We start from the raw sequence: 16,169 nt of genomic DNA on the forward strand, positions 1-16,169 counted from the left end.
ATCGTCTTGGCTTCACTGCTTTTCCGTCTGGGTTCTTTCGCTGCGCGCAAGGCGTGGACGGTGGTCATCTCGTGGGTCGTGATCCTCGGCCTCGGGGTCGGCGCGTTCCTCACGCTCGGCGGCACGCTCAGCAACAGCTTCGACATCCCCGGCACCGCCTCGGGCGAGGTCATCGACGAGCTCGCCGACAAGCTGCCCGACACCGCCGGAGGCACGGGCACCGTGGTCTACCAGACCGAGAACGGCGAGCCCTTCACCGACGAGCAGAAGAAGGAGATCTCGGCGCTCGCGGCGAGCGCCGAAGACCTCGACGGCGTCGCCCGGGTCATCGACCCCTTCGACGCCCAGCAGCAGCAGGCCGACCAGGAGCAGGAGCTCGCCGACGGCGCCGCACAGATCGCCGACGGCCGCACGCAGCTGGATGCCGGTCAGGCCCAGCTCGACAGCGGACGCACCCAGCTCGAAGACGGCATCGCGCAGATCGACGCCGGCATCGCCCAGGCCCAGGCGGCCGGAGCCCCGGCACAGCAGATCACCGTGCTCGAGGGGCAGAAGGCCGCGCTCACCTCTCAGCTCGCCGCCCTCGACGCCCAGCAGCAGACGATCGACCAGAACCGCGACGACCTCGACGCCAACGCCGAGCAGCTCGACCTCGGCACCACCCTCCTCGATCTCACGGACGGCATCGGCGTCGTCTCGGATGACGGCTCGACCGCCATCGTCAACGTCTCGTTCGTCGACCCGCGCCTCGAGCTCTCCGAAGAGGTCAAGCAAGAAACGATCTCGCACTTCGACGACACCGCCGTCGAGGGCACCACGGTCGACTTCGGCACCGACATCGCCCAGGGCGTTCCCGAGATCTTCGGCATCGGCGAGGCGATCGGACTCGCCTTCGCGGCGGTCGTGCTCATCGTCATGCTCGGCTCGCTGATCGGCGCCGCACTCCCCATCATCACCGCGATCGTCGGCGTGGGCGTCGGCGTGACCTCGTCGCTGGCCTTCTCGGGCGTCGTCGACATGGCATCCGTCACCCCCGTGCTGGGGGTGATGCTCGGGCTCGCGGTCGGCATCGACTACTCGCTCTTCATCGTCAACCGCCACCGCAAGCAGCTGCTCGCCGGATCCCCCGTGCGCGAGTCGATCGGGCTCGCCACCGGAACCTCGGGCACCGCGGTCGTCTTCGCCGGCGCGACCGTGATCGTCGCGCTGCTCGCCCTCAACGTCACTGGTGTGCCGTTCCTCGGCCTCATGGGCACCGTCGGCGCCGTGTGCGTCGCGGTCGCCGTACTCGTCGCGATCACCCTCGCCCCCGCGATCCTCGGCCTCATCGGCGACCGTCTGCTCGGCAAGAAGGCCCGCGCGACCGTCGGCGAGCCGCACGCCACCGGCAAGCCCGTGAAGCGCATGTCGACGCTGCGCGCCGTCGTCACCGTGCTCGTCAGCATCGTGGGCCTGCTCATCATCGCCATCCCCTCGATGTCGATGCGCCTCGGCCTGCCCGACGGCGGCAGCGAGCCCAGCGACTCCACCAGCTACCGCGCCTTCCACGCCGTGAACGAGCAGTTCGGCGAGGGAGCCAACGGCCCGCTCCTCGTCACGGCCACCCTCGACGAGGCGGTCAGTGACGACGACCTGCTCGCCACGCAGGTGGAGGTCGCGCAGAAGCTCGCCGATCAGGACGACGTGGTCGCCGTCGCGCCCGTCGCGACCTCCGACGACAACACGCTCCTCGCCTTCCAGGTGCTGCCGGCCGAAGGCCCCAACAGCTCCTCGACGGAACAGCTCGTGCAGAGTATCCGTTCGCTGCCCGAACTCGACGGCGGCATCACGCTCGGCGTCGCCGGTCAGGCGGCCGTCAACATCGACATCTCCGAGGCACTCGCCGGAGTCCTGCCGCTGTACCTCGTGGTCGTCGTCGGACTCTCGCTGCTGATCATGATCGTCGTGTTCCGCTCGCTGCTCGTGCCGGTCATCGCCACCGGAGGCTTCGTGCTGTCGCTCTTCGCGACGTACGGCCTGATCGTGGCGGTGTTCCAGTTCGGCTGGGGCGCCGACATCATCGGGCTGCACAGCACCGGACCGATCCTCAGCTTCCTGCCGGTGATCCTCGTCGGCATCCTGTTCGGCCTCGCGATGGACTACCAGCTCTTCCTCGCCTCCGGCATGCGCGAGGCCTACGTGCACGGGGCGTCGGCGCGGGATGCCGTGGCGCAGGGCTTCCGCGCCGGCCGCTCGGTCGTGATCGCCGCCGCCCTCATCATGGTGTCGGTGTTCGGCGGGTTCATCTTCTCGGAGTCGACGATCATCCGGTCGATCGGCTTCGGCCTCGCGTTCGGTGTGCTGCTCGACGCGTTCGTCGTGCGGATGCTGCTCATGCCCGCGCTCATGCACCTGCTCGGGAAATCGGCCTGGTGGCTGCCGCGCTGGCTCGACCGCCTGTTGCCCAATGTCGACATGGAGGGTGCCGCGCTCGAGCGCGACCACCCCGCCGTGCACACCGACAGCATCCCGACGGTCGAGACGCCCGAGCCGAAGACGCGCGCCGAGCGCAAGCGGCGGCAGGGCTGAGCCCAAGCGGCAGGGCCGAGCGCAAGCGGCAGGGCTGAGCCCTTCGTCTCGCTCCGCTCGCTCAGGAACCGAGTAACCCGATTCCTGAGCGAGGAGCGCAGCGACGAGACGATGGGCCGCACAGTAGGGTGGCCGCATGGAGGAGGACGACGGTCGGCTGCGCGCGCTGCTCACGGCCATGCGTGCGCAGGCGGATGCCCGTGTCCGGGCGACCGCGGCGATCCTCACCGAGCTCACCCACGACCGCGAGGGCTCGAACGACGACGACGAGCACGACCCCGAGGGGGTCACGCTGTCGTCGGAGTGGTCGCGGCTGACCGGGCTCGCGGAGGCCGCGGCATCCGAACTCCAGCAGGTCGACGACGCGCTCGCACGCATGGATGCCGGCACCTACGGCGTGTGCCTGAACTGCGGCCGACCGATCCCGGCCGCCCGGCTCGAGGTGCGTCCGTTCGCCGAGTACTGCGTCGCCTGCGCCGAGAAGCTCGGGCACTGACAACTCCGGCGCGCGGGGCTAGCATTCCGAGCATGCCCATCGCACTCGAGAACGTCGGCATCGCCGTGCGCGACATCGACGCCACCATCGCTTTCTTCACCGACCTCGGCCTGGAGGTCGTCGGCCGCGACACCGTCAGCGGCGACTGGGCCGACACGGCGGTGGGGCTCGACGGCAACCATGCGCGCATCGCGATGCTGCAGACGCCCGACGGTCACGGCCGTCTCGAGCTGTTCGAGTACATCCATCCCGATGCGATCGAGACCGAGCCGACCCTCCCGAACGAGATCGGGATGCACCGGGTCGCCTTCTCGGTCGACGACATCGACGCATCCCTCGAGATCGCCGCCCGTCACGGCTGCCACCCGCTGCGCGGGGTCGCGAACTACCAGGACGTCTATCGGCTCGCCTACGTGCGCGGCCCGAGCGGCATCATCGTGATGCTCGCGCAGGACCTCACTCGCGGCTGATCCCGAGCGAGAGCAGCGCGTCAGTCGCGGCGGGAAGCCAGGCGGATGCCGTCCCACAGCCGCGAGAGACGCTCGACCATGTCGACCTCGGGGTCGAGGAGCCACTGCACCTGGAGCCCGTCGGCGGCGGCGAGCACGATGTCGACCGCGATCTTCGGGTCGAGCGTCGCACCGAGCTCCCCGGACTTCTGGGCGCGGTCGATCACGCCCGTGAGCACGCCGCGCGCCCACGCGTAGCGTTCGACGAAGTACTCGTGTGCGGGATGCCCCACCATCGTGGCCTCCGCCGAGAACTCGACGAAGAGCCGCACGAGACCGGGGACCGAGACGTTGTGCTCGATGATCGAGAGGAATCCGGCGAACGTGGGGTCTGGGTCCATGAACTCGCCGAGGTCGCGCTCGTCGCGGGCGCGCAGAACCTCCATGTAGAGCTCTTCGCGCGAGCCGAAGTAGTGCATGAGTCCGGGCTGGGTCAGACCGACCCGCGCGGCGATCTCTCGATTCGACGCCTTGCGGTAGCCGACCTCCGCCACCACGTCGAGCGCGACCTGCAGGATCTCCTCCCGCTTCGCCACACCCTTCGCGTACCTTCCCCGCGCCACCATGCGCACATTCTAGATTCGAATGCCACCGGGAAACCGATTTCCTGCGCCTGCCGTCATCGAAGAGGGCGCCTCACGACCTCTCGGCCACGACCGCGGCCAGCACGGCGACCGTCGCGGTCATCTGCTCGGGCGGTACCGGGAGCTCACCGGTGTCGAGCATTCGCACGAAGGCGTCGACACCGGGACGCACGTAGTCGAGCCCGATGACGATCTCACGGCTCTCCGTCCCGCCGCTCCCGACGGCGGTCACGCGGAACGGCACCGACACCTCACCCTCCGGGCGCACGAAATCGAGCGTCACCCCCACCCCGCCGACGGCGTATCGGGCGCGCACGCGCCCCGGGGAGTGCTCCACCTCGACCTCTTCGGGCGCCCCGGGAACCAGGCGCTGGGCGAGATCGGCGAGATGGATGCCGTAGAAGAAGAGGCCGCCGTAGGGTCCGTCGGGATCGGCCGGACCGGTGATGGTGAGACTCTGCACCTCCCCGATCGACGGGAGCGCGGCGGCGACGGCATCCGTGTCGGGCAGCCAGCGCAGCGTCGACGACGATGTGACGGGCGTCGACCCGGCGACGGCGAGGATCGCGTCGGCATCGGCGACCGAGAGCGCGAGCGGCTTGTCGACCCAGACCGGTACGCCCGCCTCGAGGAAGGGCACGGCGAGCGAGCGATGCGTCGACCCGTCGCGAGTGGCCACGATCAGGGCGTCGACCTCGCCGATCAGGTCGGTGGATGCCGTCACGATGCGCTCGATGCCGCCGAGCTCGGCCAGCCGCTCCGTGCGGTCGGCGACACCGGCGACGAGGGCCGTGATCCGGGCATCCTCGACGCCGTCGACGTTGAGCGCGCGCACGATCCCGTCGACGTGGGTGTTCTCGATGCCGACGATGCCGATGCGGTGCGCTGCCATGCCTCCATCCTCTCGAAGACGGGCCTCGGCGGTGTCGCCGCACGCCAGTAGGCTGGGCACATCATGCAACCGTTGCTGGACTTCGCGGGCGACTACTGGTGGCTCATCTTCCCGATCATGGGCATGGCCGGAGGCGCTGCGAAGGCGTGGGAGCGGTCGGCCAAGCGCCGCCATGAGCGCCGCCTCGAGACCCTCCGCATGAAGGCGCAGCTCAAGACCGCGCAGATCGAGGCGCGAGCTCTGAGCCAGAAACCGCGGGGCCAACGCACGACGGTCGTCGACACCACGGCATCCCCCGTTCCGAACGATCTGCTCGCGCGCCTGTTCGCCGAGCACGACGAGATCACCGCGCGCTGGCTCGACTACGAGCTCGACGTCGCGAAGCTCATCGCCTTCCCCGCCATGAGCGATGGCCGCCAGCCCCTCACGGCCGCGTTCCTGCGCGCGAAGCGCACCGCCGACGCACTGCGTCCGGCGTCGGCCGAGGCCACGGTCACCGAGCAGCAGGTGTCGGAGTACCTCGACGCGGTGGGTGCGTACGCCGTCGCGTTCGAGATCGCCGAGAAGGACGCCCGGCGTCTGCGCGATTCGACCTTCACCGACGCCGAGCGGAAGCGCCTCGATCGCGCGCAGCAGCTGCTCAAGGTCGCGGTCGACGAGTCGGCCACGCAGGCCGAGCGCAACGTCGCCTACAAGCGCGTGCGCGAAGAGCTCGACGGTCTCATCCTGCTGTCGGACGACGCCGTGCAGGTGCTCGAGAAGCAGGTCGCGCGAGAGATCGCGGCTCCCGCCGCACCTGCCTCTGCGCCGAGTGCGGCGTCGACCCCGGAGACGGCTTCCACCCCCGAGCCCGAGCGGATGCCGCTGCGGCGCACCGACGAGCAGTCGTGAAGGCCGAGAACCTCACCGGCCCGATCTGCGTGCACGCCGAGGCGCCCGTCTGGTCGACATCGTGGGGCGGCGTCCGCTGGGTCGACGGCGACGCCGCTGACCTCGTGACGCTGCGCGACGACGGCATCCATCGCCTGCACCTCGATGACACGTATGCGGCGTTCGTGCGCCCGCGCGTCGGCGGCGGATTCGTCGCCCTCGGTGCGCGCTCGCTGCACCTCTCGGATTCGCCAGACGGACCGGCCCGCGTCGCCGCGACCTTCGACCTCGGCGATGCGCGCTTCAACGACGGCACGGTCGACCCGCTCGGGCGGCTGCTCGCCGGGTCGATGGCTCTCGGCGGTGCCGGAGCCGTGGGGCGGATGCTGAGGATCGGCGGCGACCTCGACTCCACCACGGTGCTGTCGAGCGTGACCGTCTCGAACGGCGTGGCCTTCGCCCCCGGCGGATCCCGGGCCTACTACGTCGACACGGTCACGCAGCGCGTCGACGTGTTCGACGTGGCTGAGGGGGAGCTGCGTGGACGGCGCGGATTCGCGACGATCCCCGAGGAGCAGGGGTCGCCCGACGGGTTGACCGTCGCCGCCGACGGATCGGTGTGGGTCGCGCTCTGGGGCGGTTCGGCGGTGCAGGCGTATTCGCCGGACGGATCTCTCATCGCTCGGATCGAGCTGCCCGCCCCCCAGGTGAGCGCGTGCACGTTCGGCGGAGACGACCTCGGCACGCTCTTCATCACGACCTCGGCGCAGGGGCTCGGAGCAGACCACGGCACCGAGGCGGGCTCACTGTTCGCCGTGCAGCCCGGCGTGAGCGGTATGCCCGTGGCGGCGTTCGCCGGCTGACGGGTCTCTCGGGACCGGGTTTCTCGGGGCGGGACGCTTCGACGGGCTCAGCGCCCCAGTCAGAAGCTGGCTCAGCGACTCAGTCAGAAGCTGGGTTCCTGAGCCTGTCGAAGGGCCCCTGACCCAGCGACCTCGTCGTTATGCGCGGCATCCGCTCGGCACCCGTTCGGGAGGAGAACTCGCCCAAGGGAGGAGAAAAACTGCGGATTCCGCCGCCCAACACGGAGATCGCCTCCCGAACGTGCAGCGATCTCCTCCCGAACGGGCACGGGGACCCGGGGGTCGCGTGAGGAACTGGGCCGAGGCTCAGCCGGCGTACGCCGGGTTCACGATCGGCACCGATTCCCCGGCGAGGAAGCGGATCACGTTCTCGGCGGCGTGCACGGGCAGGTCGGCGAGCGCCTCGGGCGAGAACCACGCCGCGTGCGGGCTGAGCAGCACCTGATCGAGGTCGCGCAACGGGGAGCCGTCGGCCAGCGGCTCACCGTCGAAGACGTCGAGCGCGGCCGCGCCCAAGTGCCCGGAGCGCAGCGCATCGGCCAGCGCTCGCTCGTCGATGAGCGGTCCGCGACACGTGTTCACGACCACGGCTCCGGGCTTCATCGTCGCGATCGACTCGGCGTCGATCAGGTGCCGGGTCGCCTCGGTGAGCGGCACGTGCAGGGTGAGGATGTCGGCCTGCGCCACGGCATCCGGGATCTCGACGGGCTCGCACCCGGCCGAGCGGATGCCGTCGGCGGACGCGTACGGGTCGGCGACGAGCACCCGGAAACCGAGCGCCCGGCATCCGCGGGCCACGATCGATCCGATGCGGCCGAAGCCGAGCACCGACACCGTGGTCGTCGACGGACGCACGGCGAGGGGCCGGGCGTCCACCGCCTTCCAGGTGCCGGCGCGCACCGCGCGGTCGTAGGCCGGCAGCCCGCGCGCCTGGGTCATGATCATCGCGATGGTGTGCGCGGCGACCTCCTCGATGCAGTAGCTCGGGGTGTTCGCGACCGCGATGCCGCGAGCGGTGGCTGCTTCGACGTCGATCATGTCGTAACCGATGCCGACGCGGCTGATGATGCGTAGGTTCGGCATCCGATCGAGTACCTCGGCCGTGATCGGGGCCCACTGCACCACGAGCCCTGTGGCATCCGCCCCGAGAGTTGCGAGGTCGTCGGATGCCGGGGACGCTGCCCGTTCGGCGTGGAGTCCGGCGGATCGGAGCGTGTCTTCGATGACGGTTCCGGGGAGGTCGCAGTCGCTGACGAGGATGAACGGCGTTGTCATGAGAGCGATGCTATAGCATCTAGCAGTTGTGCGGGTTGGGGCCCTTCGACAGGCTCAGGGACCCAGCGGCAGACGCGGCGTGCGCCCTTCGCACGAGAAACTCACTCAGTCCTCCGCGTCGTGCAGGCTCAGCACGTGGTCGGCGGCGAAAGCGCTGAGCTGCTCGGCCACCCCGCGGATGTCGTCGCGCGCGTAGTGCGTGCGCTCCCAACTCGCGTACAGCGCGCACTGCATCGGGACGCCGCGATGGTGCAGCGGCTTCGACACCAACCCGAAGCGCGGAGGCTCGACGACCACGCAGGGGCCATGGCCGGCGGCCGACCGGGCCTGGATGATCGGGGCATCCGCGCCGAAGCTCGCCATCTCGACCGACCATGCCTCGCTCTCGGCCGCTCGCTGGATCTGCGTCCACGCGGCCGATCCGGTGCCCGAGGTGAGGAAGGGACCGGCCAGCAGATCCTCCAGTTCCAGGCGGTCCCCGGCAGCGAGCGGATGCGACGCGGGCAGCTGACAGTAGAGGGGCAGGTTCATGATGCGGATGCTGCTGAGCCGCGAGTCCGGCGGACTCGTCGTCACGGCGAGATCGGCCCCGGAGCGCAGCCGGTCGTAGGTCTCGACCGGCGTCGCGACCACGACGTCGGAGATGGGTCCGCCGCCCGCGATGAACGGCGCGAGCACGAGCACGCTCGTCATCTCGGGGGCTGCGGCGACGAACGAGCGCTCCTTGAGCACGATGCCGCTCATCACCTCGCGCGCTCTCCGGCCGCGGCGCACGAGGTCGCGCGCCATCGGTTCGAGACGGTCGCCCGCGTAGGTCGCGACCATGCCCTGCGGCATCCGTCGGAACAGGGATGCTCCCACCTGGCGCTCGAGCGAGGCGATCTGCCTCGATACCGTCGGTTGCGTCCTGATCAGGCGTTCTGCCGCGAGACTGACCGACCCGGTATCGAGCACCGCGACGAATGCCTCGAGTTCGCGTTCCCCGTACATACGTAAACCGTATACCTCACCCCGTTTTCTTCATTGGACGAGCATGGGGTGATCACCGCAGGATGGGCAGAACCCGAACTTCCCCCTCCTTCCCCGAGACAGAGAGCCCTCCCGATGGCTGCTTCCCGCACTGATATCAGTTCTGCCCGGCAACGACGCTCGATGGTGGGTGCCTTCGTCGGCACCGCGATCGAGTGGTACGACTTCTACATCTTCGGCACGGCCGCCGCCCTCGTCTTCGGCCGCGTCTTCTACCCCGACGTCGCCCCCGGCGCCGCGCTGCTCGCCTCGTTCGCCACCTTCTGGGTCGGCTTCCTGATGCGCCCGGTCGGCGGACTCGTCTTCGGCCACTTCGGCGACAAGTTCGGGCGCAAGAACGTGCTCGTGCTCACCCTCATCCTGATGGGCACCGCCACCACGCTGATCGGCCTCCTGCCCACCTACGCCCAGATCGGCATCCTCGCGCCGATCCTGCTCGTCGTGCTGCGCGGCCTGCAGGGCTTCGCGGTCGGCGGGGAGTGGGGCGGCGCCGTGCTGCTGTCGACCGAGAACGCCACGGCCAAGAAGAAGGGCCTCGCCGGAGCCTGGGTGCAGCAGGGCTCGCCCGCCGGATCCATCCTCGCGACCGTGATGTTCCTCATCGTGGGCCTGCTGCCCGACGAGCAGTTCATCACCTGGGGCTGGCGCATCCCGTTCCTCGTGTCGGCGATCCTCGTGATCGTGGGCCTCGTCATCCGCGTGAAGGTCGAGGAGTCGCCCGACTTCGAGGCGGCGAAGCAGTCGAAGGAGGTCGTGAGCGCCCCGGTGCTCGTGGCGATCCGCACCGCACCGCTGCTGATCGGGCTCGGTGTGCTCGCGTCGGTCATGGGCATCTCGAACGCCTACTTCTCGAACACGTTCCTGCTCGCCTGGACCACTGGATCCCTGGGCATCGAGCGGCAGCTCATGCTCAACATCCTGCTCGGCATGGCGATCCTGCAGTTCATCTGGCAGCCGATCGCCGCCAAGATCGCCGAGAGGTTCGGCATCGCCCGGGTGATGCTCGCGGGCCTCATCCTCAGCGTCGTGCTCACGGTGCCGTACTTCCTCGCCATCCAGGCCGCCTCCCCCCTGTGGATCACGGTCACCCTCTACGCCACGATCATCGGCAGCACCGCCTACTACGCGCTGCTCGCGACGCTGCTCGCCTCGGCGTTCCCGGCCCGCATCCGCTACTCCGGCGTCTCGCTGGCCTACCAACTGTGCGCGACCGTCTTCGGCGGATCGACCCCGCTGGTGGCCCAGTGGATCCTCAACTCGACCGGCGGCAGCGTGTGGGGTGTGGCCGTGTTCTACGCGGTGATGATCCTCATCACGATCGCCGGTGTCTGGGGACTCCAGCGACGCATCGCCCGATCGGTCGAGGCCGAGACCGCGGCCACGGCCACGGCATCCGTGGCCTGACGGCAGCCCCGGCCCGACCGGCATCCGTCCCGCCGTCCGAGCGACCACCCGAGCGACCCCCGAGAACCGAGAGAGACCATGCGCGTCGACACCATCTTCACCAACGCCCGCATCCGCACGCTCGATGCCGACCGCCCCGCGGCGCACAGCATCGGCGTGCTGGGCGGCCGCATCGTCGGCTTCGACGACGACCTCCACGGCGTCGATGCGGACCGGGTGGTCGACCTCGGCGGTCAGCCCGTGCTGCCCGGGTTCCACGACGCGCACCACCACCTCTCGCTCACGGGCTTCCGTCTCGCGTCGCTGAACCTGCGCCCCGGCGCGGTGAACTCGCTCGACGAGCTGTACGAGGCGGTGCGCGTGCACGCCGAGGGGCTGGCGCCGGATGCCTGGGTGCGGGGTTCCGGCTACGACCAGAACTTCCTCGAGGCGCATCCGACGGCCGAGGGGCTCGACCGGGTCGCGGGCGGGCGGCCCGTGATCCTCGAGCACGTCTCGGGGCACATGATGGTCGCGAACACGAAGGCTTTCGAGCTCGCGGGGTACACCGGACGCGAGGGGTTCCCCGAGATCGCGGGCGGCGGCATCCCCCGCGACGCCGCCGGCCGGCCGCAGGGCCTGCTGCAGGAGTCGGCGATGGCCCCGATCTTCGCGCTCGTGCGGCCGATGAGCCTCGACGAGGTGCAGCGCAACCTGGGGCTCGCGAGCGATCAGGCCCTGAGCTACGGACTCACCTCGGTCACCGAGCCGGGGATCGGCGAGATCCGGATGGTGGGCAACAGTCCGCTCGACTACCACGCCTACCAGTCGGCGGTCGAGCAGCGGCAGCTGCGGGTGCGCACCACCCTCATGCCGTACATCACGGTGCTGCACCCCTTCACCGACCTCCCCGACAAGGACGTGCTCGGCCTCGACCTCGGCATCCGCACCGGTCTCGGCGACGACATGCTGCGCGTCGGACCGGTGAAGATCGTCGCCGACGGATCGTTCATCGGACGCTCGGCCGCCATGCACGCCTGCTTCCACGGCGAGGCCGACAACTTCGGCGTGCTGCTGCACGAGCCCGAGGCGCTGCGCGACTACATCGTCGGCGCGCACCGGGCCGGGTGGACGGTCGCGACCCACGCGATCGGCGACCGGGCGATCACGCACGTGCTCGACGCGATCGAGCACGCGCAGCGCATCGCTCCGCGCCCCGACGTGCGGCACCGCATCGAGCACTTCGCGCTCGCGAGCGACGACGACATCGCCCGCGCTGCGCGGCTGGGTGTCATCCCCGTGCCGCAGGGCGTGTTCGTGTCGGACTTCGGCGACGGCATGGCCGCGGCGGTCGCCGCCGACCGGCGGGACGACATCTACCGGGTCAAGTCGCTGGCGGATGCCGGCATCGTGATCAACGGTTCGACCGATTCGCCCATCTCCGACGCCAACCCTCTCGTGTCGATCCGCGACATGGTGCTGCGGCGCACGAGCGGCGGCGAGGTGCTGGGCGAGCGCGAGCGCGTGACGGTCGACGAGGCCGTTCGCGCCTACACGTACGGGTCGGCGTACGCGGTCGGCCAGGAGCACGCGACCGGCACCCTGAAGATCGGGATGCTGGCCGACTTCATCGCCCTCAGCGACGACCTGTACGAGATCGAGCCCGAGCGCATCGCGGAGCAGTACGTGACCACGACCGTCGTCGGCGGCGAGGTCGTCTTCGAGCGCTGAGGGTGCGGCATCCGTCGGGCGCGGCACCCGTCGGGCGCGGCATCCGTCCAGAGTGCATCGATCGGTGCCAAACGCCGGTTCTGAGCGCTCAGAACCGGCGTTTCGCACCGATCAGTGCGAACCGCACGTGCGGATGCCGGGACGGACGTCCGGGAGATCTCAGCCGACGAGCGGCCCGCCGCTCTTCCAGTAGCCGAGGAACGACACCCGCTCCTTCGGGATGCCGAGCTCGGCGGTGAGGTAGCGCCGGATCGAGGTCGTCGTCCCCGACTCGCCGGCGATCCAGGCGTAGAACCCCGCATCGTCACGCGCCTCCTCGCCGTGCGCCGCACCCCAGGTGCGCACCGCCTGCTCGACGCGGGGGTCGCCGCCCTCGCGCAGCACACGCTGCACCCGGATGCCCTCGGGCACCTCGGCGGAGACCAGGTCGTCGGCCGGGTCGGCGCACTCGAGGATCACCTCGCCGACAGCATCCGACTCCAGAGTCGCGAGGATGCCGCGCACGGCCGGGAACGCCGTCTCGTCGGCGACGAGCAGGAACCGGCGCGCGTCGCCCGGATGCCAGTGCAGACCGTATCCCGTCCAGCCCATCCGGGCGTCAGGCCCGTTCACCACGAGGTGATCACCCGGCTGCGCCGTTGACGCCCAGGCTGACGCCGGCCCGGCGGGCTCGTGCAGGAAGAAGTCGATGTCGATCTCCCCCACCTCGGCGCGGATCGCGGCGGGCGTGTACGTGCGCAGGACGTTGCGCTCGTCTTCCGGGAGTGCACGCCAGCGCGCGTACCAGTCGGAGGGGTGCGGGGTGGGCTCCTCGAGGAGTCCGGTGTCGGCGAAGCTGCCGTCCGGCAAGGGCAGCACCACTTTGATCCGCTGGTCCATGCCCCAGGCGGCGAAGTTCCGCAGGCTCTCACCGGCCAGCGTCAGGCGGACGAAGTGCGGGCTGAGCATCCGTCGTGCGCTCACCCGCACGGGGAACGCGCTGTACGCCCACGGCCGCTCCGCGGGCACGCCGGGTGGCCGCTCGACCGTCACGACCGGCCTCCGATCGGCGCCGTCCCGCGCAGGGGCACCACAAGGGGCCCGCCGGTGACCGGATCGGGGATCACGACGTTCGCGAGGCCGAAGACCTCGCGCACCCGTTGGCTCGTGATGACCTCATCCGGCGGCCCCTCGGCGAGGATGCGCCCGTCGCGCATCGCGATGATGTGACTCGCATAACGCGCCGCATGATTGAGGTCGTGCAGCACCGCGACGAGCGTGCGCCCTTCGGCGTTGAGTTGCGCGAACAGCTCCATCAGCTCGACCTGATGCGCCACGTCGAGGAAGGTGGTGGGCTCGTCGAGCAGGAGCAGGTCGGTCTCCTGCGCGAGCACCATCGCGACCCAGACGCGCTGACGCTGGCCGCCGGAGAGCGCATCGACCGGACGATCGGCGAGATCGACGGTTCCCGTCGCCTCCAGCGCCCGCGCGACCGCGTGCTCATCGGCATCCGACCACTGACGCACGAGACTCTGGTGTGGATAGCGGCCACGCGCCACCAGATCTGCGACCGTGATGCCGTCGGGCGCCACGGCGCTCTGGGGCAGTAGGCCGAGTCGCCGAGCGACCTCCTTCGCCGGGAACGCGCTGATCGTGCGCCCGTCGAGCACGACGCGTCCGCTCGTCGGCGCCAACAGGCGGGACAAACCGCGCAGCAGCGTGGACTTGCCGCACGCGTTCGGCCCGATGATCACCGTGAACCCGCCGGTCGGCACGGCTACGGAGAGCTCGCGCACGATCTCGGTGCGGTCGTACGAGAGGGTGATCTCCTCGGCCGCCAGTCGAGGGACGGGCGAGGGACCGAGCGGATCGTCGAACGGGGGTGGGGTCTCAAGCACGGCGGCGGATCTCCAGGATGATCATCAGAACGAGGTACGCGCCGCCGACCGAGACGGTGACGACCCCGACGGGCAGAGGTGTGGGCAGCACGTGCTGCGCGACCAGGTCGGCTCCGAGCAGCAGCAAGCCGCCGAACAGCGCAGAGAGCACGAGCGAGAGCTGGGGCGTGCGGGCGACGAGACGGGCGATCTGCGGGGCGGCGAGCGAGACGAACGCGACGGGTCCGGCGACCGTGGTCGCCGCGGCGACCAGCACCACGCCGACGAGCAGGGCGAGCGTGCGGATCACCGTCGGTCGCGCACCCGACGCCGCCGCCATGTCGTCGCCCAGACCGAGCTGTCGCAGCGACGGCACGAGCACGATCGCCGCGACGACGAACGGCAGCGCGCACAGCAGCGCGCCCAGGAGCGGGCCGGCGGTCACGCCGTTCAACGATCCGGTACCCCAGGCCGACGCGAACATCGCGGTCTCGAGTTCGATCTGCAGCAGCATCCACGTGTTGAGCGAGGCGAGGATCGCCGAGACGCCGATGCCGACGACGATCAACCGGAAGCCCTGCACACCGCCGCGCGCTGCGAGGAGCCAGATCACGAGCGCCGTCGCGAGTCCTCCGACGAGAGCGCCGGCCGTCAATTGCGGCCACCCGCTCGAGACGAAGACCAGAGTGAGCAGCATTCCGGTGAAGGCGCCATTCGAGAGGCCGAGGATGTCGGGGCTGGCCAGTGGATTGCGCGTCACCGTCTGGAACAGCGCGCCCGCGATGCCGAGGAGCGCCCCGATCGTGATCGCGGCGACGGCTCGGGCCAGCCGCCAATCGATCACGACCGTACGGTCCATGGCATCGCCGCCTCCGAAGAGCGTGCGGACGACATCCTGCGGCGCTACGGGATAGGTGCCGAGGCCGAGCGCGATCACGCCGAGCACGCACAGGGCGAGAACCGCGGCGATCCCCACGAAGATACTGCGCAGGCGCAGCGGCATCCGTACCGGCCCGATGCGCAGCAGGACGCGACGGTAGCCGACCGGGGTAGACCGGATCGTCGTCGACGGCCCGGTCACAGCGCGCTCGCTCGACGACGACGGGCGAGGAGGATGAGCACGGGCGCCCCGACGAAGGCCGCCACGATGCCGACCGGAACCTCGGCGGGCGCGATGATGACCCGACCGAGCACGTCCGCGAGCAACAGCACCACGGGGGCGAGCGCGGCTGAGAGCGGCAGGATCACCCGCTGGTCGACGCCGAATGTCCAACGGATCACATGCGGCACCATCAACCCCACGAACGCGATCGGGCCGGCGAGCGCGGTGGCCGCTCCGGCGAGGAGGGTGACGGCGACGATCACGCCGATGCGGATGCCGACGACGTTCGCGCCCTGCGCACGCGCGACGTCTTCACCGAGGCCGACGGCGTTCAGCCCCGGAGCGAGCACGACGGCGAGCACCAGACCGAGCAGCACGAAAGGCACGATGGGCACGATCACGTCGAAGCCACGGCCGAGCAACGAACCAGCGTTCCAGCTGCGCATCGAGTCGAAAGCGTCCGGGTCGCTGAGCGCGATGCCGGTCGTGATGCCCGACAGCACCGCGCCGAGTGCGACACCGGCGAGGGTGAGCCGGATCGGGTCGGCCGAACCGCGACCCGAAGACCCGACGAGGTACACGGCGACGGTGACCACGAGGGCTCCGAGGAAGGCGAGCCACACGAACTGCGATGCATCGCGTAGGCCGAGCAGACTCACCCCGAGTGCCACCGCCAGCGCTGCGCCGGCGTTCACACCGAGGATGCCGGGATCGGCGAGCGGATTGCGGGTGAAAGCCTGGATGAGCGCTCCCGCGACGCCGAGGGCGGCTCCGGCGACCAGCCCGGTGACCGTGCGGGGAACGCGGAGGTCGAGGACCACGTAGGCGGTCTCCGCCGTGCCGTCGCCACGCAGCGCCGCGGCCACGGCGTCGAGCGGGAGCGGGTTGGCGCCGACGGCGAGCGAGAGCAGCACGGCGCACACGAGCGCGGCCAGGAGGATCAGGGTCCCCCCGACCGCGCGCGCACGACGGCGGGGGCGCCGCGTCGGCGGCGCCCCCGCGATGTTCATG

At 70.3% G+C, this 16,169-nt stretch carries 15 protein-coding genes; 7 read left to right on the top strand and 8 right to left on the bottom strand.

Annotation, left to right across the window (positions count from 1 at the left end; translation table 11 throughout):
* Nucleotides 1–6: 6 nt before the first annotated feature.
* From KZC52_RS09720 to KZC52_RS09730, 3 genes are all read left to right on the top strand, one after another.
* A complete protein-coding gene (locus KZC52_RS09720; protein WP_247623845.1) occupies nucleotides 7–2,568 on the top strand; it encodes an MMPL family transporter in 2,562 nt (853 codons plus the stop codon).
* 136 nt (nucleotides 2,569–2,704) lie between these two features.
* Complete coding sequence (locus KZC52_RS09725; protein ID WP_247623846.1) at nucleotides 2,705–3,064, top strand: TraR/DksA family transcriptional regulator; 360 nt, start codon at nucleotides 2,705–2,707, stop codon at nucleotides 3,062–3,064.
* Nucleotides 3,065–3,096: 32 nt separating this feature from the next.
* Entirely contained in the window at nucleotides 3,097–3,534 is a 438-nt protein-coding gene (locus tag KZC52_RS09730; protein ID WP_247623847.1) for a VOC family protein, read from the top strand.
* Between the two features lie 20 nt (nucleotides 3,535–3,554).
* On the opposite strand, the gene KZC52_RS09735 is transcribed toward KZC52_RS09730, so the two are convergent.
* Both KZC52_RS09735 and KZC52_RS09740 read right to left on the bottom strand, forming a co-directional pair.
* A complete protein-coding gene (locus KZC52_RS09735; protein ID WP_247623848.1) occupies nucleotides 3,555–4,139 on the bottom strand; it encodes a TetR/AcrR family transcriptional regulator in 585 nt (194 codons plus the stop codon).
* Nucleotides 4,140–4,209: 70 nt separating this feature from the next.
* Nucleotides 4,210–5,049, bottom strand: a complete 840-nt coding sequence (locus KZC52_RS09740) for a Gfo/Idh/MocA family protein (protein ID WP_247623849.1) — start codon at nucleotides 5,047–5,049, stop codon at nucleotides 4,210–4,212.
* Nucleotides 5,050–5,112: 63 nt separating this feature from the next.
* Between KZC52_RS09740 and KZC52_RS09745 the strand changes: the two genes are divergently transcribed.
* Both KZC52_RS09745 and KZC52_RS09750 read left to right on the top strand, forming a co-directional pair.
* Complete coding sequence (locus KZC52_RS09745) at nucleotides 5,113–5,940, top strand: hypothetical protein (protein WP_247623850.1); 828 nt, start codon at nucleotides 5,113–5,115, stop codon at nucleotides 5,938–5,940.
* Nucleotides 5,937–6,782: an SMP-30/gluconolactonase/LRE family protein gene (locus KZC52_RS09750; protein WP_247623851.1), complete on the top strand. Its 846-nt coding sequence runs from the start codon at nucleotides 5,937–5,939 to the stop codon at nucleotides 6,780–6,782. The genes KZC52_RS09745 and KZC52_RS09750 overlap by 4 nt, the downstream gene beginning before the upstream one ends.
* A gap of 306 nt (nucleotides 6,783–7,088) precedes the next feature.
* Here the strand turns inward: KZC52_RS09750 and KZC52_RS09755 are convergent, their stop codons facing one another.
* Both KZC52_RS09755 and KZC52_RS09760 read right to left on the bottom strand, forming a co-directional pair.
* Nucleotides 7,089–8,057: a C-terminal binding protein gene (locus KZC52_RS09755; protein WP_247623852.1), complete on the bottom strand. Its 969-nt coding sequence runs from the start codon at nucleotides 8,055–8,057 to the stop codon at nucleotides 7,089–7,091.
* Between the two features lie 105 nt (nucleotides 8,058–8,162).
* Nucleotides 8,163–9,047 (bottom strand): LysR family transcriptional regulator, encoded by an 885-nt coding sequence (locus tag KZC52_RS09760; protein WP_247623853.1) that lies wholly within the window; start codon nucleotides 9,045–9,047, stop codon nucleotides 8,163–8,165.
* A gap of 162 nt (nucleotides 9,048–9,209) precedes the next feature.
* Here KZC52_RS09760 and KZC52_RS09765 point away from each other — a divergent pair, with 162 nt between their 5' ends.
* Together KZC52_RS09765 and KZC52_RS09770 are read left to right on the top strand one after the other, a co-directional pair.
* A complete protein-coding gene (locus tag KZC52_RS09765) occupies nucleotides 9,210–10,490 on the top strand; it encodes an MFS transporter (RefSeq protein ID WP_247623854.1) in 1,281 nt (426 codons plus the stop codon).
* Between the two features lie 78 nt (nucleotides 10,491–10,568).
* A complete protein-coding gene (locus tag KZC52_RS09770; RefSeq protein ID WP_247623855.1) occupies nucleotides 10,569–12,200 on the top strand; it encodes an amidohydrolase in 1,632 nt (543 codons plus the stop codon).
* Nucleotides 12,201–12,359: 159 nt separating this feature from the next.
* On the opposite strand, the gene KZC52_RS09775 is transcribed toward KZC52_RS09770, so the two are convergent.
* From KZC52_RS09775 to KZC52_RS09790, 4 genes are read right to left on the bottom strand one after another with little or no spacing between them, the layout of a single operon-like run.
* A complete protein-coding gene (locus tag KZC52_RS09775; RefSeq protein WP_247623856.1) occupies nucleotides 12,360–13,232 on the bottom strand; it encodes a siderophore-interacting protein in 873 nt (290 codons plus the stop codon).
* Nucleotides 13,229–14,077 carry an ABC transporter ATP-binding protein gene (locus tag KZC52_RS09780; protein WP_247623857.1) on the bottom strand — a complete coding sequence of 283 codons (849 nt, stop codon included), beginning with the start codon at nucleotides 14,075–14,077 and terminating at the stop codon, nucleotides 13,229–13,231. Before KZC52_RS09780 ends, KZC52_RS09775 begins: the two co-directional genes overlap by 4 nt.
* On the bottom strand, nucleotides 14,070–15,137 hold the full coding sequence (locus KZC52_RS09785; protein ID WP_247623858.1) for a FecCD family ABC transporter permease: 1,068 nt from the start codon (nucleotides 15,135–15,137) through the stop codon (nucleotides 14,070–14,072). The genes KZC52_RS09780 and KZC52_RS09785 overlap by 8 nt, the downstream gene beginning before the upstream one ends.
* Entirely contained in the window at nucleotides 15,134–16,168 is a 1,035-nt protein-coding gene (locus tag KZC52_RS09790; RefSeq protein ID WP_281731506.1) for an iron chelate uptake ABC transporter family permease subunit, read from the bottom strand. The genes KZC52_RS09785 and KZC52_RS09790 overlap by 4 nt, the downstream gene beginning before the upstream one ends.
* Nucleotide 16,169: the final 1 nt, after the last annotated feature.

This window comes from Microbacterium galbinum (assembly GCF_023091225.1).
GTDB classification, from domain to species: Bacteria; Actinomycetota; Actinomycetes; order Actinomycetales; family Microbacteriaceae; genus Microbacterium; species Microbacterium galbinum.

What these genes read in the sequence shown, in the direction of transcription:
- KZC52_RS09740 (WP_247623849.1), bottom strand. Translation starts at nt 5,049, where the DNA reads ATGGCAGCGCACCGCATCGGCATCGTCGGCATCGAGAACACCCACGTC.
- KZC52_RS09760 (WP_247623853.1), bottom strand. Translation starts at nt 9,047, where the DNA reads ATGTACGGGGAACGCGAACTCGAGGCATTCGTCGCGGTGCTCGATACC.
- KZC52_RS09790 (WP_281731506.1), bottom strand. Translation starts at nt 16,168, where the DNA reads ATGAACATCGCGGGGGCGCCGCCGACGCGGCGCCCCCGCCGTCGTGCG.
- KZC52_RS09725 (WP_247623846.1), top strand. Translation starts at nt 2,705, where the DNA reads ATGGAGGAGGACGACGGTCGGCTGCGCGCGCTGCTCACGGCCATGCGT.
- KZC52_RS09770 (WP_247623855.1), top strand. Translation starts at nt 10,569, where the DNA reads ATGCGCGTCGACACCATCTTCACCAACGCCCGCATCCGCACGCTCGAT.
- KZC52_RS09730 (WP_247623847.1), top strand. Translation starts at nt 3,097, where the DNA reads ATGCCCATCGCACTCGAGAACGTCGGCATCGCCGTGCGCGACATCGAC.
- KZC52_RS09765 (WP_247623854.1), top strand. Translation starts at nt 9,210, where the DNA reads ATGGTGGGTGCCTTCGTCGGCACCGCGATCGAGTGGTACGACTTCTAC.
- KZC52_RS09735 (WP_247623848.1), bottom strand. Translation starts at nt 4,139, where the DNA reads ATGGTGGCGCGGGGAAGGTACGCGAAGGGTGTGGCGAAGCGGGAGGAG.
- KZC52_RS09745 (WP_247623850.1), top strand. Translation starts at nt 5,113, where the DNA reads ATGCAACCGTTGCTGGACTTCGCGGGCGACTACTGGTGGCTCATCTTC.
- KZC52_RS09755 (WP_247623852.1), bottom strand. Translation starts at nt 8,057, where the DNA reads ATGACAACGCCGTTCATCCTCGTCAGCGACTGCGACCTCCCCGGAACC.